Raw genomic sequence first — 21,290 nt, forward strand, 5'->3', positions numbered from 1 at the left:
AACCGAAGGAAACCTGCGCCTACCGCCGCCACGCTCGACATAAACTGCGACTGCAAAGAAACCATGATCGACTACCTCAAGAACGCCTTCCCGACACAGCAGATGCATGTCTTCGCCACCAGCGACGGTTCGCTCCGATCAGAGCCGATGCGTGATGAAGCGGGCAATATGGTCGAATGCGCCGAAGCCTTGGCCACGCGCGATGCGCTGATCGAGGAACTCTGCGCCATGCCGCCGGTTCCGGCTGCTCTGGACGCGCTGCTCGCGCATTTCGGTACGAGCCAAGTCGCCGAGGTGACCGGCCGATCGCGTCGCATCGTCATCGGCAGCGACGGTTCCCAGAAGCTTGAACGGCGCGGCGCACGCGCCAATCTCTCCGAGACCCAGGCATTCATGGACGGGCTGAAACCCATTCTTGTCTTCTCCGACGCCGGTGGCACCGGTCGTTCCTATCATGCTGACCTGACCTGCAGGACGGCCGACAAGCGCCGCGTCCATTTCCTGCTGGAACCGGGCTGGCGGGCCGATGTCGCGATCCAGGGTCTGGGGCGCACCCATCGCACCAATCAGAGCATGCCGCCCGTGTTCCGGCCGGTGACGACCGACTGCAAGGGCGAGCGACGCTTCATCTCGACCATCGCGCGCCGTCTCGACAGTCTGGGCGCGCTGACACGCGGGCAGCGCCAGACGGGTGGCCAGAACCTGTTCGATCCTGCGGATAATCTGGAAAGCGACTACGCGCGAGAAGCCCTCACTCAATGGTATCATCTTCTCCATGGCAACAAGCTCTCGAGCGTGAACATGGAGCGCTTCCAGGGCATGACCGGCCTCAAGCTCACCGACGAGGACGGCACACTTCTGGAGAAACTGCCGCCGATCCAGCGCTGGCTCAACCGTATCCTCGCGCTCAGGATCGCGACCCAGAACGCGATCTTCGATGAATATATGGGCCTGATCCAGGCGCGCATTGATGCGGCGCGCGAGGCCGGCACATTCGACGTCGGGGTCGAGACCATCCGCGCCGAACAGATCATCACCCGATCCGAGCAGACGCTGCGCACCGATCCGGTGACCGGGGCCGAAACCAGGTTGCTGCGGCTCGAGCTTCATCTGCGCCCGCGCGTCATGCATTGGAAGCGGCTGATGCAGATCTGGGACGGCACGAGCGAAATCGCTTATCTCTGGAACAGCCGGTCCAAGCGCGTCGCTCTCAAGGTGCCGTCCTGGTCGATCACGGACGAGGAAGGGCGCATCGTGTCCATGTGCCAGCTTGTTCGTCCGACCGGTGGAACCCGCATGCAGGAAATCGCGATGTGGGCCAGCCTCTGGAAAGAGATCGACCGCGACAAATTTCAGCAACTCTGGGAAGCCGAAGCGAACGAGGCGGAAGCCAAGGTCGATATCGAAACCGTCAACGTCGCGACCGGGCTTCTCCTGCCGGTATGGCACCGACTTCCACAAGATGATGTCCGCGTCTGGCGGATCGACGATGGTCAGGGAACTTCGATCCTCGGGCGGCTCATCCCTGCGGCGGCGATGGCGGATCTGCAATCAGCGTTTGGTCTCGACGGCACGATCGCGCTAACCGCTGCCGAACTTGGCGCCGCCGCCCAGAAAGGCACGGGTATCGCAATCCCAGGCCTGGGTGGCGCGACAATGGCAACCGCGCTCGTCAACGGGTCACGTCGGCTCGAAATCCGCAATTACCGGCCGGAGGATCGCGAACGGCTTAAGGCGCACGGCGTGTTCAGCGAGGTCATTCAGTACAAGACCCGGCTGTTCATTCCACTCGACCGGTCGAACGAGGTCATCGAGGCGATCCTGGCGATGACGCGGACCTGACCCATCTGAAGTCTGATCGACACTTGAAAGGCGGTCCGGGAACTCTGCGCGCCCGGACCGCATCGATCAACTTGCCGCGAGCGGGGTTTCCGGCGTGGGCTCAGCCGCTGGAGCCGCTTCAGCGTCCGTCTTTTTCGCCCGAATACGCTTCGGCTTTGGTGCCGCATCCGCGCTCACGACAGGCGCCTTGACCGTAGAGCCCGTGGAGACCTTGCGCTTAGGCTTTTCTGTCGCGGGCTTCGGTGCCGCCTCTGCAGCCTTGACCGGCGGGTGACGCTCCTGAGCGGTCTCTGCTGGGAGCGTGTCGGCAACGGAAGACTCTGTTGCCTCGGCAACCAGGGAGGCAGGCTCGCCCGCGGCTACAGGCGCTGGAGAGGCCTTACGCTTAGGCTTCTTGGCCGCAGGCTTCGGTTCGGCCTCCACCGTCTTGGTTCGCGGGCGACGTGCCGGCGCGGCCTTTGCCGGGGGTGTCTCAGAAACAACAGGCTCGGTCGCCTCGGTAACTGGGGGTGAAGACACTTTCTCGGCAACAGGCGAAGGAGAGTTTTTACGTTTGCCGCCGAGGCCCAGCTTCAGTGCGACTTCCCTCCGGGCCGCCGAATATCCGCGCGCAACCAACGGATAGTCCGCCGGAAGGCCATAACGGCCGCGATATTCCGCAGGGGTCAGCCCGTGCGCTGACAGATGTCGTTTCAGGGCCTTGTAGGGCTTGCCATCAATCAGGCTCAATATGTGATCGGCCGAGGCCAGGCTTTCCTCAATGGAGACCATCGGCTTATATTCCGGCACGGGCACCGGCGTCGTCGGTGCAGCCGCTGACGTTTCGGGCGCCGCCACGGGCGTCTCCTGCGCAACATCTTCAGTCGCAGGAGCGGCGGCTGGTATCGCAACAGGCGCGCCGCCCAGGAGGGCCCGCCGTGTCCCCTCCACGAGCGCCGGCAATTCGCCACTCGGCACCGTGTTGTTCGCGAAATAGGCGCTGAGTAACGTCACGGTCAAAGACATGACGCCCGAATCTTCGGCTTCGGCCATGTAACATCCTTCTTCTTGCTGGAAACACAGGTCTTGAACCAGACGCTCTTGCGCAAGCGTAAACGAACTCGTGCCTTCATTCGGTGCTCAAGTCAAAGGGAGGGGAGGAGGGTGGATGTGGGTGGCGCGGCAATTGGGCTGCCCACTATGTTCATGGAGGCCCCATGGCCGACCACTTCATCCAGGGCTCATTCGCCTTCACCTGCTCGATCGCTGAAGTCGCGCTGATCGAAGAAGCATGGCAGCTTGCCGCCGATCTCATGGGGGATTTTAAGCCCGACCCCATCAGTGACGAATTGAAGGCAGTCTTTCCGCCGACCATTGGCGATAAACCGCTGAGCGGGTTTACCGCCATCTTCGATGACGCGAACTTTCCCGACTTCGGCGCCGACATTCGGGTCGCGAATTCCATCGAAGATCCGAAGACCTGCACGGTTACCATCTACAGCACGATCGATTTTCAGCCCTGGCCGATCGCCGGGGTGATCCAGCGTTGCTGCCAATCGTCGCTGGCGATTGCCCCGGTCGGGTTCGACTGGAGCTTCACCTGTACCAAACCCTATCTCGACAGTTTCGGCGGAGGGTGGTGCGCGGTTTTCCCGGACCGGATCGAAATGGAATTCACGCGGGAAGCGCTTTCAAAGGCGCTTGAGGGAGGCATTTCATGACCCACCGTGATCATTGGGAAGACGATCCCGACCATCCCATCGACGACTGGAAAACCGAGGTCGCTAACGACGATACCGTCTTGGCTATTGCGCATGGATCGACGCCCGGTCGGAAATGCTCGCCTCTGACGACAATCCTCGAACGACCAACGCCGCACCGCGTCGTGACGCCGTTCGAATTCGTGCAACCGATCGACTGGGCAACATCGCCTATATCCACCGTGAAGCGAACCGCCCGATGCGGTGCACACTCGCAAATGGCGTGTCCGCGGCGCTCTTCTACGCCGGCATCACAGTCGATGAAATGACGTGTCGCTTCGCGCTCGACGATTGCGAAACAGCCGACCAGGCGCTCGCGATCGTCAGGCGCTACGGGTCGCTCGATCATGGCTATTGCCACGCCGGACCGCCGCCGGGCTGGGATAGTTCAACGGCATCTCCAACAGCGCTTCATCTGCTCTCAAACCTGCTTGGCGCGATCGATCGCCTGGCGGCCACCACGCCCGAGGTCGCGGGCCAGATCGATGAGGTCGCCGTGAAGCGCGCCCGCGCCTTCATCGCGATGGAATTACCATAGGGGCCCCTGAGGCCTGACAACAGCCGGCCGCAGCACCGGCCGCCACAGCTTCAACACGGAGAAAAACCATGATCGACGTTTCGACGCCGGGCGCGTCCACGCGCCTGTACAGCCAGACCCCGTTCGATGAGCGGGGCAACTTCCATTATGAGGGCGACCTCTATCGAACCGGCGACAATCTCTCGACGCTCGCCGCGCGCATCGACGGTCATCTCAAGACCAAATTTCCCGACACGCGCTTCGCGATCAAGACCGAAAAATTCGCAGGCGGCCGCAAGATCATTGCCGAGATACTCGACACGCCAGCGGACCTTACCGGGCGTGACGCGCAGAACGACTTTTTTATCGCGGTGCGCGACCAGATGGAGCGCTTCGGCTATACGCGCTCCAACCTGCTCCAGGATTACCACACCTGCTCCTTCTACTGCGAGGCACGGGTCGGGCAGGCCTATTGGGCAGCATTGGCCGCGCGTCGGGGAGCAAAGAATCCCGTCGAAGCCAAAGTCTCCCTTGCCGCGTTCAAGAAGCAGGTCAGAGCCGGTGACAGCCTGAAGCTCGTCGATGCGCCAGCCGGACACCGTTCGCTCGGAACGACGAGAGCAATCACACAGGTTCGCTCAGGAGATCTCATTCTCGAGGGCCGCTCCTATCTGAGCTTTCCGCGCGCCTCCGCCTTCGCCTGCGACGGGAAGCTCGTGCGGATTTCGAACGGCTCGGAATATGATCCCGATTCACATCTGCTCTATGAGTGGCTGCGCCGGGACGCCGCCTGAGCCATGGCCTTCATCGTCAAGGGACCGGCGGTCTGCAACAAGCCAGGCTGCGGCAAATGCTGGGACGTCGATCCCGTATTGCTTGTCCCATGCCCGGATTGCCACGCGCCCGCAGGCGCTGGCTGCCGGCGCCCCAGCGGCCACAGCGGCCCGTTCGTCGAACTTCATGCCGCTCGCGACCTCCTCGCAGACCGCGAGGGCAAATATGGCCCATGCCCCCTCGGCATCTGCGGCCGTGCAGTCTGTGACCGTCAGTCGAGCCTGCCGCTGTTCGACTGAGCACAAGCCCACGTTTTGTCTCCTCCATTATCTTGAAAGCGAAAGATGCCCGACACTCTATTCCATCAATTTGCCGACAGCGAAGGTTGGAGCGAGGCCACACAAATCGGCCTTCTCCTGCGCTATATCGGCACGCAGGACGATCTGGCCACCTTCGCCGACTTTCTTGCCCACTGCCGCGACAGCGAACCGGGAGGCGTGACCGACCCGGCGGATCGCTTCATGTGGGAGGTCATCGAAAGGCTCGGCAATCCCGGCCTTGCCCTCAATGCGGCGTTCCAGTCCTTTTGCGCCAACGCCTTCGACCTGTTCACCCCACGCCAGGCCGCCGAACGCTGGTGCTGCTGGTCGATCGGATAGCGAGGTGCCCCATGACGATCGACATCATCGTCGGCCTTCCACACCTGGGCAATGGTACAATCCTCAAGCGCGCCGTCGACATGCGGGTGCCAACGCTGATTTCGGCCAACGCGCTCTCGCGCTGGAGCCGGCGCAAAGGTTGGCCGGAATGGCAGGGCTGGAACCTCGGACAACTCGACAATGCTCGCGGACTGGCCAGCCTCTCACTTGATTCCGCCGGGTTTGTCGCCATGGCACGCTATGGTGGTTTCCCCTGGTCGACCGGCGACTATCTCACGCTCGCGGCGAGTTATCCATTCCACTGGTTCGCCAGCATGGACTATTGTGTCGAGCCCGAAATCGCCTGCGACCGCGAGGAAGTGCTCGATCGGATATCGCGCACGATCCGCGCCAATTTCGATTGCCGGTCGGGCGCGCGCGATCTCGGCATCGAGCACCGCTTGATGCCGGTGATCCAGGGGCGGCGGCCCGAGGATTATGAGCGCTGCCTCGACGGCCTCGCACTCGACTATGGTCGTACGCCCCTGATCGGCGTGGGCAGCATGTGCCGCCGCCATGCCTCGGGTCCGGAGGGGCTGATCGCTGTCTTCGATCATCTTGACCGAATTCTGCCGAAGGGGGTCATGTTGCATGGCTTCGGAATCAAGGGCACCGCTCTCTCCCATCTGAAAGGGATCGAGCATCGGATCGCCTCGATCGACAGCCAGGCTTATGGCCAGGCCGCAAGGCACGATGCCTTCGCGCAAGGGATCCCGAAGACCGACACCCTTGTGGCGCAGCACATGCAGGCATGGACGGCCAGCCAGTTCGCGCGCCTTCGCGGGGCTCCGGTGCTCCGCCAGTCCGAATTATTCCTGCCACAGTCGGATCCAACCCCGGCCGACCCCTGGGAGCAGGCAATTGCTCAGGCGCGCGCTGAAATCCGTTCTCTCGTCGAGGACGGCGACATCGGCCACGAGGACGTGACGACGCTCTGGGTCGAGCAATGGGCGGCCGACATCTACCGGGACAGTATCGCACGCTAGCCCTGAACCGAGGCGCCACGCGCCGGGATGGGAGGGAAGGGGGTGGGGAAGGGTTGGCCGGTTCGAAACGGATCGGGCCGTTCCAACCAGGAGATGTCCCATGGCAACGCTTGCCCAGCATATCGACGCGCCCCAGGTCTCGGGCGCCTACAAGGTCGACATATCCCGCGGTCGCAATATCGGACGGGTCTCGTCCGAATGGTATTCGCGTCCCGACGACGAGAAATTCCTGTCCCTCGACGATCTCTATGAGAGCGTTCGACGCCGCGCTGACCGTGCGCGCACACGCATCGTCGAAAGCCGCGACGTCCGCGTCGAGGCGAGCATGGACAATGCCGAGCGCCTCAGCCTCATCGTTCCCGGCGAAGCCGAGCCGATCGCCCCCACCAACTGGTCGTTCGGTCAATTGTCGAGCCTCGTGGGCGCTCCCGCCTCCTATCTGCGCAACCTTCCCGCCGCGCTCGCCGGCATCAATCTCCAGCATGGCCTCCTTAGCCATCGCGGCGAGCAGGTGAAGCTTCTCAAGACCCATGAGGGTCGCGCTGAATTGCGGGCAGTTACCGGACCCGATTACGGCCGGATCTGGGACCATGAGCTGGTCGCGGCTGTCATGAAGATCGCGGGCAACGGCGTTTCCGATACGCGCTGGAAGGTTCCGGGCGTGCTCGACTGGCGCTCGATGCGCTATAACCCCTATGTCGACGTCACGCACGAGACGACGACCCTCTATGCGTCGGATCGCGACGTTTTCCTGTTCCTCGTCGACGACACGCATCCGATCGAGGCAGGGAAATTGCCGAATGGCGATCCCGATCTCTTCTTTCGCGGATTTTATTGCTGGAACTCAGAAGTCGGCTCCAAGACATTGGGAATTGCGACTTTTTATCTGCGCGCGGTTTGCATGAATCGTAATCTTTGGGGCGTCGAAAATTTCGAGGAGATCTCCATCCGCCACTCGAAATTCGCTGCCAACCGCTTCGCCCATGAAGCAGCGCCCGCACTCGAGACCTTCGCCGACTCCTCGGCCATGAGCTTCATCGAAGGCATCAAGACGGCACGCGGCCGTATCGTCGCACGGTCCGACGAGGATCGCGACTCCTTCCTGCGCAAGAACGGCTTCTCCAAGGCGGACACCGCGAAGATCATCCAGTCGGTGATCGCCGAAGAAGGCCATCCGCCCGCCAGCCTGTTCGATTTTGTCCAGGGCATCACCGCGCATGCACGCGCGAAGTCCAACCAGGACACGCGGCTCGAGATCGAGGGCAAGGCGCGCAAGCTCTTTGCCAAGGCGAACTGAGGAGGACGCCGTGCCGAGCTTCACGATCGAAAGCACCTACCGGCTGCCGATTTTCCGGCACCGGACCTATCAGGCGGCAACCGCCGAAGATGCCTGCCGGCTCGCCGTCCAGGACAACGACTGGGAAGGCCAGAAGGAGGACTATGAAAATAGCGGCGCCACTTACCTGACTGGTATCTGGCCCGGTGTGGATAGCGCCTATGCGGCCCCCTCGCTGGCGTTACCTCCCGGTTTCGCCGAAGGTGATAATCCGCCGCTGGCGAACGGGACGAAACCGGTCACGCCAACAGCGGCTCCGCTCATGCCGCGCTGTCGTCATTGCGGCAGCGCGGACATCTGCCGGGACGCGAACGCCATCTGGGACGAGACCACCCAGCAATGGTCGCTGCTCGCGACCTATGACAGCCAAACCTGCGAGCGATGCGGCGCGGACAGCAACAATCTCGCCCTCTGGGTCCCGGTCGCCGAGGCTGGCTCGGCCACGGCTTTCCTGTGGGAAGTGATCCAGGCGCTGGAAACCACGTCCCTTGCCTGGGAAGCCGAATTCCAGCGCTTCTGCACCGAGAGCCATGGCCAGCTGACCGCTGATGAAGCCGCCGCCCGATGGCGCAGCGCCGCAGGCGCCTGACCATCGAGTCCGGCCCAACGGGCCAACCTTCAACACCCGTCCACCCCGAGGCGGCTTCGACCCAGGTCGGAGCCGCCCTTTTCATATCGAAAGGATCCGATCATGCACGCATCCGCCCAGGTCGAAATGCAGACCTTCACCGTCACCGTTGAATTCTCCAGCGGTGGCGAACCCTACGCGACCGAGACCTATACGGTCGAAGCGACCGACTGGTATCGCGCCCAACGCGACGCGATCGAGATGTCGGTCTCCAGCCCCTACGACAATGCGCGCATCCCCGATCTCACGCGTCGCGTGATCGCGCAATAGGCAGCCCGGCTTACTCCCGCCGCCGATCGCGACGCAGCGGGAGGAGTCGCGACCGCAACCGGAGTTGCCGCTCATGATCATCACCAGAAGCCAACGCTGGCGCGATCGGCGCTGCCGCTGGGTGCCCGGCGCCACCGAGATCGATCCCCGGCGCTTCGCCGTCGATATAATCGATACCGTCAAACAGGCAGCACCTTTCGTACGCCAGCATCACTATGCCGCCTCGATGCCTGTCACGCGCCTGTCGGTCGGTCTCTTCCGAAACGGCGCCGGTGGGCAATCCGACCTGGTCGGCGTTTGCGTCTTCGCCCACCCGGTCAACAATGCCAGCGTCCCGAAATCAGCAGGTCTCCCCGATCCGCGCAGCGCCTGCGACCTCGGGCGCCTCGTGCTGCTCGATGACACAGGCGGTAACGCCGAAACCTGGATGCTCTCGCGCGCCTTCAAACTGCTGCGTCGCGAGAAACCGGAGATCGTGTCGGTCATCTCCTATGCCGATCCGATCCGTCGCACCGACGAACAAGGTCAGGTGTTCATGCCCGGCCATGTCGGCACGCTCTATTGCGTGATGGGCAGCCGCTATACCGGACGCTCGTCAGCGCGCATCGATCTCATACTGCCCAACGGCCAGCCGATTTCGAGCCGGGCGATCTCCAAGATCCGCAACGACGAATGCGGTCAGCGCTATGCAGCCGAACAGCTGGTGGCCGCCGGTGCTCGGGCCCGTCGTTCGGGCGAAGATGCCGCCCACTGGCTCGCCGATCTTGAACGTGTCGGTTTTCTGCGCCGCCGGAAGCACCCGGGCAACCACACCTATTTATTTCCTTTGACGAACGCCGCCCGGATCGCCGCCCGCAAGGTGCCAAGCCTGCCTTACCCCGTGCTCGATCGCGCGGCGACCGGGGGTGACGTCACCGTACTGCCGTTATTGGCTCATGCCGCTTGACCGTAATGATATAAAGGACGTGATCCGTCTGGCGGCGCAATGCGCGACTATTATGATTTTCCGACCGCTTAAATGATAAAGCGCCGACGAAGGAGAACCAAATGCCGTTCCGTGAAGGTCATATTTATCCGCTCAGGAATCCAGAACGGTTTATTGCGGCATTGGGCGAGATCATTTGCCATCGCCGGACGCCCCTTCTCGGCATGGCCCTTGAGCTACCACCCAGCGCATTCAATCACGCGCTTCTCGCATATTATGGACCAATCCCGGCGGATGCAGTCACGCACGACGCCTTCATCACGACCGATCAAGGCGAGGTGCACCCGAATATGGATAAGCCGATTTCCATTCGTCTCGATGATGTCGTGCTGGAGGAAGGCCGGCTCCTTCGTCGCGACTGATCTAACGTCCCTTCATCCGTGATTTCCGCACGCTGATGACGATAATATCGTCGGAACAGCCGGGTTGCGCTTCCGACATGCTGTCGCCCGTTAACGGCCGTAACATGACGGCTTCCGGAACGGACCAAACCATTTCTATCTGTTCCCACTCACCAATTCGGCGCGGATCGCGCCGCCGGCGGTACCTAGCCTGCCTTATTCCATTCTCGATCGCGCCACGCCCGCCGGAGACGTGACGGCGCTCCCGCTGCTCGCCCACACAGCCTGACGCACGCGTATCCAGCCGGAGGGAAGGGGGCAGGGATGGGTGCCGGTCAGGGATCGGCGCAACGGAGAACCCCACCATGCCCGACCATGACGCCCGCGCCCTCCTTGTCGAGGCGCTCGATTTCTTCAACGACCATCCCCGCTTCAGCCTGCGACGCGACCGGCGTCGGACGAGCTACGAGCTTGCCGCGCGGATCGACGCTTTCCTTGCGCCGGACACGGCCGTTTACCCCATCGTGGCTGCCGCCCGCGAACGCTGGGCTACTGCCCATATGTTGCGCATCGACCCCGACGAGCAAACGGTCCAGCGTGATGGCGACGGCTATTGGGTGCGGGCATGGGTGCGCGTTGATGCAGCCGGTCTGGACGAAGCCGGTGCCGCGCAGATCGACCGATACGCCAGCGCGTTTACCGCACTGCCAGAGATCACCCGCCAGGTTTTCATGGCCGATCTACTAGGCGACGAAGATTTTACCGCGATCGCGGCGCGCCTCGGCATCACCACGCACGAGGTCGAGCAGCATATCGCCGACGCGCTCGTCGCCATCAGCCGGGCGCTCGACCGGCGCTGATGACACGCTCCGGTCGGACGCCCCGCCGCGCACTCGACACATCCCAAGGAAAGAATCATGACCCAGACGACAAGGCACGATTTTGCGCGCCTGCTGGCCCGCGCTCGCACTGCGATCGCCGACGCAAACCCGGCAGGACATATCCTGTGCGACGAATTGGCACAGGCCGAACGGCTCGTGGAAAACCACGTAGTTCCCTGGTCGGCGGATATCCACGTCGCGTTCATCGACCATCGTCATGGAGGCGATCTCTATGCCGCCTTCACCCGCGAGGCGTTAATGGCAGAGGTCGCCTCATTCTGCCGAGAATGGTGGTCGGAGATACGCGACACGCGCGATCCCGCGACGCTCCCTGATGAAGACGCAGGGTCGATCTACTTCGACGCGCACGAAGAAGAATATCTCTGGACCGAGCGCATCTCGGTCGACGCGCCGCCGATCGGCTCGCCGAAGGCATTACGCGTCGGTCGCCATCTCGTGATCAGCACCAGCCATATCCGTCCCGCCACCGCCGACCTTCTCGACCAATGGGCGCCGATGGTCCCGGAATCGCGCCCGCTTGGTGTCGCCGAGGCCGGCTATGGCTGGTTCGTCCTCACCGATCCGCTCGACGGCCTGGAACGGGAGATGGTCCCAAACGAGCTTTGGGCCGCCATCGAATTCGCGCGCGCGCAGGGCTGCCGCTGGCTTCTTCTCGACCGCGACGCGGATTGCATCGACGGTCTTGAGACCTTCGAGTGGTGAGGGCCCCTGCGATGACCTGCCGCTCCTCCAGGGCCGAGGTTCGCAATCCGGTCCTCGGCCTTCCCGCCGCACGCCTCCTCCAGGCTATGCCAGCCGATACCCGCACCTTGCTCGCAGTGCTGCTGCTCGACCTTGCCGCCGACGCGCGCCACCGTTCGCGATCGAGCTGGGAGAGCCGCAAGGTGTTTGTCGCTGCCTACTGGGCTACCGTTGCCGTCTATGCCGGACATGTCGCCCGGGTCCTCGGCGGGATCCGGCAACGGGGTGCTTCGCGCAAACCCTTTCGCATCGCCCAAAAAGGCTATGCCGAGCTTGCCGCAGCGAGCTGGAAGGAAGCCTCCGACCTCTATTGCGAGCGCCGCGACCGATTGGGTCTGGGCGCCAGCATGTACCCCGAGGCGCTGCTGTTGGTGGCCGAAACGCCTGTGGGGCGAATCAGCTATAACGGCCGGATCTGGATGCCCGGCGACTGGGAGCCCGGCACGGAGCCCCTCTACGACAACAGGTTGCCTGCCGGACACTGACTGGCGCGCAGTCGCGCCGATCCACCGTGAGGAGACACCGCATGGGCGCAGCTCTTGCGCGCGGCTTGCTTGCCGCGCCTGATGATCCTTTGCCTGCGATCGACGATAGGGTCATAGCCGCCGCGCGGCGCGGAGCCTGGTTCGCCTTCAATCTCTCGGGCGGCAAGGATTCCACCGCCTCGGCCCATGCCGGACTCGCGCTGCTCAACGCCCTGGGCCATCCGCGTGATCGCCGGATCGCGATTCACGCTGACCTCGGCCGGGCGGAATGGCGCTCGACCCCGGCGATGGTCGCAGCAATCGCCGACAGGCTTGGGCTGCCCTTGCTGGTGGTCAGCCGATCGGCAGGCGACATGGTGAGCCGCTGGGAGCAACGCTTCCTGTCGGGCAAGCGCCGCTACGAGGCGCTCGAAACCTACAATCTCATCGGACCCTGGTCCTCGGCATCGCTGCGCTTCTGCACGTCCGAGCTGAAAGTCCAGGTGATCGGCCCTGACCTCGCACGCCGCTATCGGGGCGAAACCATCGTTTCGGTCATCGGCCTGCGCCGCGATGAAAGCCCGAGCCGTCGTGCCACGCCGGTCTCCCGTGCCGACGAACGCTTCGCAAAGCCGGGCAACGCCGCCGGGACGCGCATGCTCAGCTGGCATCCGGCCGTCGACTGGAGTGCCAACGATGTGTTCGGCATTCATAAGCGCCACGGGCTGCCGTTGCACGAAGCCTATGTCCAATACCGGACAACCCGGCTGTCCTGTGCTTTCTGCGTGCTTGCATCGGCGCACGACCTAGCTGCCTCCGCTGCCGCCCCTGGCAACTTCGATCTCTACCGCCATCTGGTGGCGATCGAGGCGGACTCGACCTTCTCCTTTCAGCCTCAACGATGGCTCGCCGATGTTTCGCCTCGATGGCTGTCGGCCGCACGTCTTCACGAGGTCGCGCGTGCCAAACTGCGAGCCCAGGAACGCAGGGCGCTCGAAGCGGCCATGCCCCCGCAGTTGCGCTATGTGAAGGGCTGGCCACCCCGCATGCCGAGCATGGCCGAGGCCTCGCTGATCGCGAAGGCCCGCGCGCCGATCCTGGCCCATCACGGCCTTCCTGACCATTTCCCTGACGCTGCCGCGGTCCAGGCCCGGTTCGCAGACCTCCTCGCCGTGAAGTCCGAACGGTCCCGCTAACGAGCCGGAGGGGAGGACTTTTTTTGAAGGGGCGTCGGGCGAATTTCGCTCGGCGATCTCCCTGCTGCCGAACGCGCAGCCCCAAGCCTCCACCATCAAAGGAACAACCAATGGACGTCATCGTCTCTCGGTCCCGCACCCCGGGCACCGCCTCGACCTACCACTATCGCGCCCTCGTGCCGCTCACCGAGGTCGCGGCCCGGCGGCGCCCGCGCTGCGTCGTCATCCAGGCCCAGATCGGCAATGGCCGGGTGCCCTCGACCCGCATCGCCGACGTCGTAGCGCCCGCTACCTGGTATGAACGTGAGTTGGCCACGCCCCTGGGCCTTGCCGCGCGGCTCAACCTGGTCGCGCGGCGAATCGAGGCGCTCATCATCCACACCGTCTTTCCCGAGATGACCGCTCGGTTGCCCCCCCTGATGCTCGCCCTGGACTTCGATCCCGGCGAGGCCAGCTACCGCGTCGCCGTCGCCGATCTGAACGCAGCCTTCGACCGGTTCGCGCCCGGCATCGACACGCTGATGGCAGCCGATCTCGGACTCTACCAGGGCTGCGACCTGCGCGCCGCCTGACATTGAAAGGACCCGTCATGGCTCAATATTCCCAAGCCAGTCTCGAGACCGCCGCCTGCCTCTGGGAGGCAGTTCTGACCTTACGCACCAGGCCGATCACCGATCCCGATGCGATCGGCTTGGCTCCCGCGATCGGCAAGTCGTTCGATGCGCTAGGAACCGCGGCGCTGCGACTAACGGTGATTGGCTGGGCCGATGCCGTCGAGGCTGCCTGGCGCGAGGTCCAGAACGATTATCCACTCTGCTTCGACTGGGATTTCGTTCCCGACTGGATCATCGACCACATCGACTGGACCGATCCGTTCCATCCCGCCGTGATCCAAAGGGGAGGGGGATGAGGGCTCATGTGGCGGGGAATTGGTCTCCGCCAGACAGGAGTCGCATCCCATGTCCTTTCCCGCCATCATCCGGCCCGAGGTCGGCCAGTCGCTCATCACCAAGGTCTCGCGCCTGTTCAACGGCACGCTCGGCGACGTGCTTCAGTTATGTGGAATTACGAGTCACGCGTTTTCTTGAGGTTTTCTGGGCCTTTTGCCGCAGCTCGGCCGGGGTCGGACCGGACGGGGTAGGTTCATCATCGAGACGCGCCAGCAAACGATCGATAGCAATGCGATCGCCATCGGCGGCTTGTTGCTCTTCGGCAGTGACAGGGATTGCCTTCAGGAAGTGATCGACGTTGTCCTTTGCTTCCAGGAGCTGTCCTCGCGACGATGCTTTTGGAATGTAGAAGTCGCATCGCGCGCATGCCATCCGATGCGGGCACCTGTCGAAGAACTCGAAGCTGCACCAACCATGTCCGAGATCATAGTGAAGCCAGGGGACACCCTCCTGCGGATTTTTCATCTGATCGCGGTCGATCAAAACTTTGACCACGCGAGCGTTGCGCTCGAAATACCCTGCGTCGGTATACGCCTTGGCCAGCTTCGTCGGCGTGATCTTCACGTAATGCTGCGTCGAATGCGGCGACCTATGGCCAAGCCACTCCTGAAGTTCCGAGAGCGTCATCGGTTCTTCACTGTTGAACAGCTGGCTGGCAATGGTGGCCCGTGCGCGATGACTGGTGAGTTTGCCCCGAACATCATGATCGGGGATGCCGGCCTTTCTACATAGAATTGGAATCAGTCGGACATTTATGAAGCCGTTGGCCATCGGGATGGCTCGAAATTGGAACAGGAATTGGACAAGGTCGCCAGTTTTAGGATCAGGGTATGCCGGTTGGACCGGACGTATGGCCTGCCATGCTTCAATCGCCTCGCCGACAGCCGGGTCAACAGGCTTGGTATAGCAATTTCCGGTTTTGTGATCGGGAACGTCCAACAAACAGATCGGCGGGCCCTTGCCGGAATCCATGGGCTGCCAGCGGATGCAACCAAGCCGCAACCGACGGATTTCGTTGTTTCTCAGCGCTGCGAACAGCCACACGACCGCTATCGCGCGTATATATTCCACGTCGAAAAGCAGGCCGCTGCTGTTAGCGCGAGGAACATCGGACTTCTCGAGATTGAGGCCGGCCCAAAGCAGACGCGCCCACAGATCATCGGCAATCACTCGGGGCTTGGGGCCGAGTTTAGCGCGGATACTTTGCGGTATCGCAAAACTGCGGCCCGGATCGAAGGAGCGTTCAATCCAACCCCATTCCTGACAATCATAGAAAAAGCCACGGACCTGGCAAATCAAGCCTGCGATCGTGCTTGCTTTCACCGCTTCACCCGCCCGCGGGTGCGGCGCTGCCGGTGCCACATATTGACCGACGCGCAATTTGGCCATCGCTGATACGAATTCTGCCGCAACTGTGCGCGTCCATTGTGCGGGCGATACGATCTCAGGATGATGGGCAGCCAGCCAGCGCCCAACCTTATAGAGTGTGGTTCGATGACCTCGACGGGTTTCGATAGTTGTCGTTTGCGTCCAGCGTTCAATCCAACCGCACCATTCGTCTGCCACACCGATGTGTATGCTTTCTATTTGTTTCGTTCTCGGCGGCGCACGCTCGAGCGGCTGTTCAAGGATGCCTTGATTGGCCAAGACTTTAGAAATCGCGTAATAATAGCGCCGCTCCACGTTTGATCCCTCGGCGCGATAAAATTCCAGAATCTCCGGATTCAAATCTTCGAGGCGCGGGCTTCGATTCACGAGCAGAACCGATGACACGAACAACTTCATGTATTTCGGATCGATACGATAGCCCCACCGGACGAGAGGCGTCGTAAGCCGCTCGATCGCAGATGCCACCGACGCGCTACCAAAAATTCGGTTAGCCAACGATTTCCTGTGTGTTGAGGCCAACGTCGAATAGCTGGTGAACCAGTTGTGGAGATAGGCGATCGCTGCGATGTCCACACGGACGCCAGTAGCTACCTTCCTCTTATTTCTGTCGAAGAAATCGTGCGTTGTGCGGCCGAGCACTTTTGCCCAATGCTGTTCCTTCCAGCCCCAATATGTACGATTCAACAAGAGGCACTCTCTCAGGAGCACCATCATTGCATCGTTTGGGGCCGCCGCCTCCGATCCAATGATAGCGAGCGCGTCTTCGATTGGTTTCATCAGACGTAGGAGCTGCTCCCGCTCCTGCGTGCGATATTCAAAGCGGCTCCATTGGCCCAGCACGCGCTTTTTCAGCCACGCTTGAATGGCTGAACGCTCTCCCACGGTGAGCTTCGGCGATCGATCATATTCGGCCGTTGCGAGTGGATTCGGCCAATGCCGCGTAGCGGGCTCGGGATCGTCCATTGTCTGCGGATTCATTGGCCGCGCTCCGGGCTGCTTTCGACCAACATGCGCGTTCGCCATGCGTGGATCTGCTCCATGGAGCCGGCCAGTTTTCTGGAGAGATCCCTGCCAGAGAGGTGGATATACTGCTGTGTGGATGCGAGGTTCCGGTGTCCGGCGAGCTGGGCGATCTCATGTATGTCCCAACCTACGCGAGCCAGATCGGTCAGACAAAGATGGCGCAATGTGTGGGTCGAAAACTTATCGAGGTCGGCCGCGACCGCGATGCGCCTGATCACCTTTGACCAGGTCCACAGCGTGATGGGCTTTCCGTAATTTCGACGCGATTCAGAAAGGAAGAGCCTGCCGCGATCACGGCCCACCCGACGTCGATGCTCAAGATAGGCGGAAAACAAAACACCGGCGGTTTCCGAGTAGGGAACAATACGGTCTCTGTTGCTCTTGCTGGTTTCGCCCCGGATCAGGATCAGACGATGTGCCGGATCGATGTCGCGCGTCTCAATGGCGCAAAGTTCCTCGCGTCGCAGCGCGGCATCATATGCGATCGCCAGCATGCATCGATTACGGATAGGTTCACCTTTGGCGCACAGGAGAAACCGCTGCCATTCTTCATCCGAAGGGATCCACGGTAAACGCTTGTGCCGCCGGATCAGACCGCGGTCGCGCTTTGAACTGAACGGCCTGTTCGGGACAAACCGGCCACGTCCAACCGGATTGTTCGTACGGATGCCCTCTTCAACGAGGTAGTCGAAGAACAGACGAATGGCTGTAAGCCGCTGTTGCAGCGTGGCGCTGGAAAGGCCGGATGTAGATTGCGTTGCGTCCTGTACCGACATCCTGGCGCCGGGAAGCATCCGCAGATGACCCACGTAGTTGGCAATGTCGGGCCGGGTTGCAGAGATCGCCGCAACCTCGTTGTCCTCGCACCATCGTAGGAACTGCTCGAGACCGCGGCCATAGGCCTCCACGGTATTGAAAGCCAACCCGAGCATGTGCTGAATATCGAGCCACTCTTTCCCCTGGGGATGCCCGAAGGAAAGCGGAAAAAGTTGCCATCGGATATTCACAGCGGTCATGTGAGTACCCCGTCCGGTCCGACCCCGGCCGAGCTGCGGCAAAAGGCCCAGAAAACCTCAAGAAAACGCGTGACTCGTAGGTCTTAGCTTCTCACGCCAAGCCACGAATTCCAAATAACATAACGAACTTTTCCAGAATAGCCGTCGCGCCGGTGCCCGCGCGATCCATGTCGCGGTTTACAATCTCCCAGCCGGCACCGCACTGTCCATCTACGATGACGGCTCCGGGATCGACGATCCGGCCAACCTCCTGAGCCTCGGCGATTCGGGCTGGCAGGAGGATATTCGGACGCGCGAGGATCCCGCCGGCATGGGGGTATTCAGCCTCGCCGGCCGGGATGTGGTTGTCCGCTCATGGTCGAAGGCGGCGGGACGGGGTTGGGCGGTCCATATCCCGGCTGACGGCTGGGAAGGGGGTGTGCCGCTCGCGATCCAGTCGTGCGGGATCGTGCACGGCACCGAGATCCAGATCATGCTGCCGCCCGCCTGGGATGAGCAGCTTGGGTCGGCGCTGCGCCTCGCGGCCCAATATTTCCCGCTCCCCGTTCATTTCGAGGGCGCGCAGCTTCCGCGCGAGGACTTTCTGGCCGGCGCCGACCAGATCGAGGAATGGGAAGGCTGTCGTATCGGCATCTTCCATGACGGTACCATGGAGGCAGTCCATACCCCCCGGATCAATTTCCACGGCGTGACGGTCGCTTCCAGACTTCCCGCCCTGAGCGAAATCGAAAAGCCTCTTAACTGGCGAGTGCGGGTCGATATCGTCGATGCGCCGGCGCTCCAGCTCGTGCTCCCCGCGCGCAAGGAAATGGTCGAGAACGACGCGCTGTGCCGGCTCAGGGAAGCGGCCGAAATCGCGCTTTACCGCGCCATCTGCCGCGAGAAATCTCATCGGCTCTCCTACGAGGCCTGGGCGCGTGCCCGCGACCTTGGGATTGCTCTTCCCGAAGCCGACCGCTGGCTCAATGCCTGGACGCCGAACATTGCCGACACGTCCAACCGATACCAGGGCGCGGCCATTCGATCGGGCCCTATGATCATCATGTCCGACCACGAACCCGACATCGAGCAAGCGCTTGCCCGCGCACTTGCGAACGAAACACCGCTCGGTGGTCCCCTGGTTCACGAGAACCGCGATTTCGAGGACTATCGCTGGTATGACGAATTGCCGCGTCTCCTGTCCTGCAGTTTCACCGTGCAGCGCGATGGCGTCCTTCATCGCTATGCCGACGATATCGCCCTGCCCGAAGAATTTGAGTCCGGACCGGTCGAGAATATCTCCGCCGAAATCCTTCTGCGGTCCGGCGGCCCGTCGCCGGCAGAACCAACCATCTACCGCGTGCCCACGGACATGCTGGTCTGCAACAATGCCTGCTGGACGCTCGACGAGGCGACCATCCTCTTTGACGGCAAGGCCAATGTGCAGCCGCACGCGCTTGCCGACCTGATGCACGCCAGTTTGTTCTGCTATTCTGACGATTGCGGGCACGATAGCTGGGATACGCAATCGCTCGCGTTCGAGCATGAAGCGCGAAATCTCGCCAACCTGTTGCTGCTGGGTGAGGACGAGGCGCTTCTCGCCCAATTGCGCGACGCGGTCTTCGAGCACGTTCAGTGGCTCATTCCCGACAACCGCAGCCTGACCATCTCCGGCGACAGGACGACGATCTCGCTTTCGCTGGATCAAGCGGCCTGAGCCCGTCGCTCCAGCCGTAACCAAACCATCTCGAAGGAGATCCCTGATGCGCCATGCCACACTCTTTGTCTGCTCGACCGCTCATTTGCCTGTCGCCGAGCGTCGTCACATCGATCACCTCATCGCCGTCGCGCCACGCGGGCCGGACGGACGTGTCGAGGTCGGCCATCTCGATCTGGTGATCGAGCCCTATGCCTACGGCTTTTTCGTCCACACCAGCGTCGTCGGGTGCGGCGGTGAGGCGCCCGACATCAGCCAGGAGTTCTGGGCGATCCTGAGTTCGGCATTCGACAGGGATGCCTCCTGGGTCCTGTTCGACCGCGACGAACCCACCTGCTCCGAACTGCCCATCTTCGCGGACCCCAACCAGCCCGAGGAGCACCAGTCATGACGGACCTCTGCTCGATGCAACCCTGTTCGTCCAAACGCGCAGCACTTGCGTCCTTCGATCATGCCTATGCCGTCGCGCTCCGGATGCGGCACGAGACGGGCCGCCCCCAATTCGTGCTGCGCACCGGTGATCCGCTCCAGCCGTTTCGCGTCTCCAGCACGGGGCCACAGCACCGTCAGGCGCTGATGACGCTCGTCGCCTGATCCGGCGCCTGCACGTGCCGGCAACGGCTCTCTTTAACGAGGACAACCACATGAACGATGGAATATTGCGTCAGTCCGCAAATGAGGCCTGCGACGCGCCACCGCCTGCCATCCAATATCTGGACCTCACCGAAGATGAGTTTGTGGACAGGTTCCAGCCAGTGCCCAATCATCTCCTCGCAACGGCGGGGTTCGACTTCGGCCGGGGCGGATGCCTGTTCGAAGCCTCCGGCCCGGACCTCAAATTCATCCGCTCGCAACCTGCGGCAAATGTCTGGACGATGATCGAGGGCGACGACGGTCTCGAGATCACCGATGGCATGCACGCCGTCAATCGCCTCGGCTATCTCCTGACCGAGCAGCCATGTCCCCCCGATACGATGGTGAGTGTGCCACTCGACTTCTAAGCGGCCACTCCTCCCGTCTCTCGGGGCCTCGGGAGCCAATTGATCGTCGCATTCCGGCCGCCCGGCCTCCGGGATCAGGCGCCAACCGTCACGGCGACGTCCCTTATCGGCTCCCGACCTCCTTCCTGGAGATCAGCCATGTACGATCCGAAGCGACCGCCGACCGCGGCGGCGAACGACGACGCTTGCCTTACTGTCCTATCCGGCGTCCCTGTGATTGCCGCATGGGGCATGGGCGTCGACAGCACCGCGATGATCATCGAATGGGTCGCGCGGGGGCTGCCCCTGTCCGCCGTCCTCACAGCCGACACCGGGGTCGAGCGCGAGGAAACCTATGCCTTTCTGCCGATCTTCCAGCGCTGGATGGACCGGCATCATATCGAGCATCATGTCGTCCGCTATGTGCCGAAGCGCTTCAAGCACTGGCCGCCCTATTTCTCGCTCCTGGAGAACTGCCTCACCAACGCGACACTGCCGTCGATCAGCTTCGGCCGCCACAGTTGCAGCCAGAAATGGAAAATACAGCCCCAAGATCAATGGGTTAATTCATGGGCGCCGGCGCAGAAAATATGGGCTGAAGGTGGCAAGGTTGTCAAGCTCATCGGCTACGACAGCTCGCCCGCCGATAGTCGCCGCTATGCCCATCGCGAAGGCCATATCAGCGACCTGTACGACTATCATTATCCGCTGCGCGCCTGGGGTTGGGATCGAGACGCCTGCATCGCGCGGATCCGTGCCGAAGGCCTGCCCGTGCCGATCAAATCGGCTTGCTTCATCTTATGTTTGCAGATGGTGT

At 62.3% G+C, this 21,290-nt stretch carries 26 protein-coding genes; 23 read left to right on the plus strand and 3 right to left on the minus strand.

All coding sequences use genetic code 11. The features are described from left to right. A partial coding sequence (locus BGP17_RS23725) for a strawberry notch C-terminal domain-containing protein (RefSeq protein ID WP_286713942.1) occupies nt 1-1,842 on the plus strand: 1,842 nt, incomplete at its 5' end. Nucleotides 1,843-1,908: 66 nt separating this feature from the next. On the opposite strand, the gene BGP17_RS23730 is transcribed toward BGP17_RS23725, so the two are convergent. Continuing rightward, nucleotides 1,909-2,874 carry a Ros/MucR family transcriptional regulator gene (locus tag BGP17_RS23730; protein ID WP_070156500.1) on the minus strand — a complete coding sequence of 322 codons (966 nt, stop codon included), beginning with the start codon at nt 2,872-2,874 and terminating at the stop codon, nt 1,909-1,911. A gap of 164 nt (nt 2,875-3,038) precedes the next feature. Here BGP17_RS23730 and BGP17_RS23735 point away from each other — a divergent pair, with 164 nt between their 5' ends. The 17 genes from BGP17_RS23735 (at nt 3,039) to BGP17_RS23810 (ending at nt 14,329) form a co-directional block, all read left to right on the plus strand. Continuing rightward, nucleotides 3,039-3,542 (plus strand): hypothetical protein, encoded by a 504-nt coding sequence (locus tag BGP17_RS23735; RefSeq protein WP_070156501.1) that lies wholly within the window; start codon nt 3,039-3,041, stop codon nt 3,540-3,542. Between the two features lie 115 nt (nt 3,543-3,657). Continuing rightward, a complete protein-coding gene (locus tag BGP17_RS23740; RefSeq protein WP_070156502.1) occupies nt 3,658-4,119 on the plus strand; it encodes a hypothetical protein in 462 nt (153 codons plus the stop codon). A gap of 68 nt (nt 4,120-4,187) precedes the next feature. Beyond that, nucleotides 4,188-4,892, plus strand: coding sequence for a hypothetical protein (locus tag BGP17_RS23745; RefSeq protein ID WP_070156503.1), 705 nt, complete (start codon nt 4,188-4,190; stop codon nt 4,890-4,892). Nucleotides 4,893-4,895: 3 nt separating this feature from the next. Continuing rightward, on the plus strand, nt 4,896-5,171 hold the full coding sequence (locus BGP17_RS23920) for a zinc finger domain-containing protein (protein WP_070156504.1): 276 nt from the start codon (nt 4,896-4,898) through the stop codon (nt 5,169-5,171). 45 nt (nt 5,172-5,216) lie between these two features. Further along, nucleotides 5,217-5,531, plus strand: coding sequence for a hypothetical protein (locus BGP17_RS23750; protein ID WP_070156505.1), 315 nt, complete (start codon nt 5,217-5,219; stop codon nt 5,529-5,531). 11 nt (nt 5,532-5,542) lie between these two features. Further along, a complete protein-coding gene (locus BGP17_RS23755; protein WP_070156506.1) occupies nt 5,543-6,556 on the plus strand; it encodes a deazapurine DNA modification protein DpdA family protein in 1,014 nt (337 codons plus the stop codon). A gap of 100 nt (nt 6,557-6,656) precedes the next feature. Next, the gene (locus BGP17_RS23760; protein ID WP_070156507.1) at nt 6,657-7,853 is read left to right on the plus strand and encodes a DUF932 domain-containing protein; all 1,197 of its coding nucleotides are present in this window, start codon (nt 6,657-6,659) and stop codon (nt 7,851-7,853) included. 10 nt (nt 7,854-7,863) lie between these two features. Further along, nucleotides 7,864-8,481, plus strand: coding sequence for a hypothetical protein (locus tag BGP17_RS23765; RefSeq protein WP_070156508.1), 618 nt, complete (start codon nt 7,864-7,866; stop codon nt 8,479-8,481). A 102-nt stretch (nt 8,482-8,583) separates the two neighbouring features. Further along, nucleotides 8,584-8,790 carry a hypothetical protein gene (locus BGP17_RS23770; RefSeq protein ID WP_066044522.1) on the plus strand — a complete coding sequence of 69 codons (207 nt, stop codon included), beginning with the start codon at nt 8,584-8,586 and terminating at the stop codon, nt 8,788-8,790. A gap of 73 nt (nt 8,791-8,863) precedes the next feature. Further along, nucleotides 8,864-9,736 (plus strand): Mom family adenine methylcarbamoylation protein, encoded by an 873-nt coding sequence (locus BGP17_RS23775; RefSeq protein WP_070156509.1) that lies wholly within the window; start codon nt 8,864-8,866, stop codon nt 9,734-9,736. A 101-nt stretch (nt 9,737-9,837) separates the two neighbouring features. After that, a complete protein-coding gene (locus BGP17_RS23780; RefSeq protein ID WP_070156510.1) occupies nt 9,838-10,137 on the plus strand; it encodes a hypothetical protein in 300 nt (99 codons plus the stop codon). Nucleotides 10,138-10,481: 344 nt separating this feature from the next. Next, nucleotides 10,482-10,976 carry an RNA polymerase sigma factor gene (locus BGP17_RS23785; RefSeq protein WP_070156512.1) on the plus strand — a complete coding sequence of 165 codons (495 nt, stop codon included), beginning with the start codon at nt 10,482-10,484 and terminating at the stop codon, nt 10,974-10,976. 57 nt (nt 10,977-11,033) lie between these two features. Continuing rightward, nucleotides 11,034-11,720: a DUF5983 family protein gene (locus BGP17_RS23790; RefSeq protein ID WP_070156513.1), complete on the plus strand. Its 687-nt coding sequence runs from the start codon at nt 11,034-11,036 to the stop codon at nt 11,718-11,720. A 116-nt stretch (nt 11,721-11,836) separates the two neighbouring features. After that, entirely contained in the window at nt 11,837-12,244 is a 408-nt protein-coding gene (locus tag BGP17_RS23795; protein ID WP_286713946.1) for a hypothetical protein, read from the plus strand. 41 nt (nt 12,245-12,285) lie between these two features. After that, on the plus strand, nt 12,286-13,419 hold the full coding sequence (locus BGP17_RS23800) for a phosphoadenosine phosphosulfate reductase domain-containing protein (protein WP_070156514.1): 1,134 nt from the start codon (nt 12,286-12,288) through the stop codon (nt 13,417-13,419). Between the two features lie 110 nt (nt 13,420-13,529). Beyond that, a complete protein-coding gene (locus BGP17_RS23805) occupies nt 13,530-13,991 on the plus strand; it encodes a hypothetical protein (RefSeq protein WP_070156515.1) in 462 nt (153 codons plus the stop codon). Between the two features lie 17 nt (nt 13,992-14,008). Further along, complete coding sequence (locus BGP17_RS23810; RefSeq protein WP_070156516.1) at nt 14,009-14,329, plus strand: hypothetical protein; 321 nt, start codon at nt 14,009-14,011, stop codon at nt 14,327-14,329. A 145-nt stretch (nt 14,330-14,474) separates the two neighbouring features. Here the strand turns inward: BGP17_RS23810 and BGP17_RS23815 are convergent, their stop codons facing one another. Both BGP17_RS23815 and BGP17_RS23820 read right to left on the minus strand, forming a co-directional pair. After that, nucleotides 14,475-16,721 carry a tyrosine-type recombinase/integrase gene (locus BGP17_RS23815; RefSeq protein ID WP_286713944.1) on the minus strand — a complete coding sequence of 749 codons (2,247 nt, stop codon included), beginning with the start codon at nt 16,719-16,721 and terminating at the stop codon, nt 14,475-14,477. An 11-nt stretch (nt 16,722-16,732) separates the two neighbouring features. Continuing rightward, nucleotides 16,733-17,797, minus strand: a complete 1,065-nt coding sequence (locus BGP17_RS23820; RefSeq protein WP_070156517.1) for a tyrosine-type recombinase/integrase — start codon at nt 17,795-17,797, stop codon at nt 16,733-16,735. A gap of 310 nt (nt 17,798-18,107) precedes the next feature. Here BGP17_RS23820 and BGP17_RS23825 point away from each other — a divergent pair, with 310 nt between their 5' ends. The 5 genes from BGP17_RS23825 to BGP17_RS23845 form a co-directional block, all read left to right on the plus strand. After that, nucleotides 18,108-19,493, plus strand: coding sequence for a hypothetical protein (locus tag BGP17_RS23825; RefSeq protein WP_070156518.1), 1,386 nt, complete (start codon nt 18,108-18,110; stop codon nt 19,491-19,493). A 46-nt stretch (nt 19,494-19,539) separates the two neighbouring features. After that, nucleotides 19,540-19,884 carry a DUF5983 family protein gene (locus BGP17_RS23830; RefSeq protein ID WP_070156519.1) on the plus strand — a complete coding sequence of 115 codons (345 nt, stop codon included), beginning with the start codon at nt 19,540-19,542 and terminating at the stop codon, nt 19,882-19,884. Beyond that, nucleotides 19,881-20,087, plus strand: a complete 207-nt coding sequence (locus BGP17_RS23835) for a hypothetical protein (RefSeq protein ID WP_223806386.1) — start codon at nt 19,881-19,883, stop codon at nt 20,085-20,087. The genes BGP17_RS23830 and BGP17_RS23835 overlap by 4 nt, the downstream gene beginning before the upstream one ends. Before the next feature lie 50 nt (nt 20,088-20,137). Next, nucleotides 20,138-20,494, plus strand: a complete 357-nt coding sequence (locus BGP17_RS23840) for a hypothetical protein (protein ID WP_070156520.1) — start codon at nt 20,138-20,140, stop codon at nt 20,492-20,494. A gap of 138 nt (nt 20,495-20,632) precedes the next feature. Beyond that, nucleotides 20,633-21,290, plus strand: a 658-nt coding sequence (locus tag BGP17_RS23845; protein WP_286713945.1) for an adenine nucleotide alpha hydrolase family protein, incomplete at its 3' end; no start/stop codon positions are given.

The sequence above is a fragment of the Sphingomonas sp. 67-41 genome (assembly GCF_001899725.1).
GTDB classification, from domain to species: Bacteria; Pseudomonadota; Alphaproteobacteria; order Sphingomonadales; family Sphingomonadaceae; genus Sphingomonas; species Sphingomonas leidyi.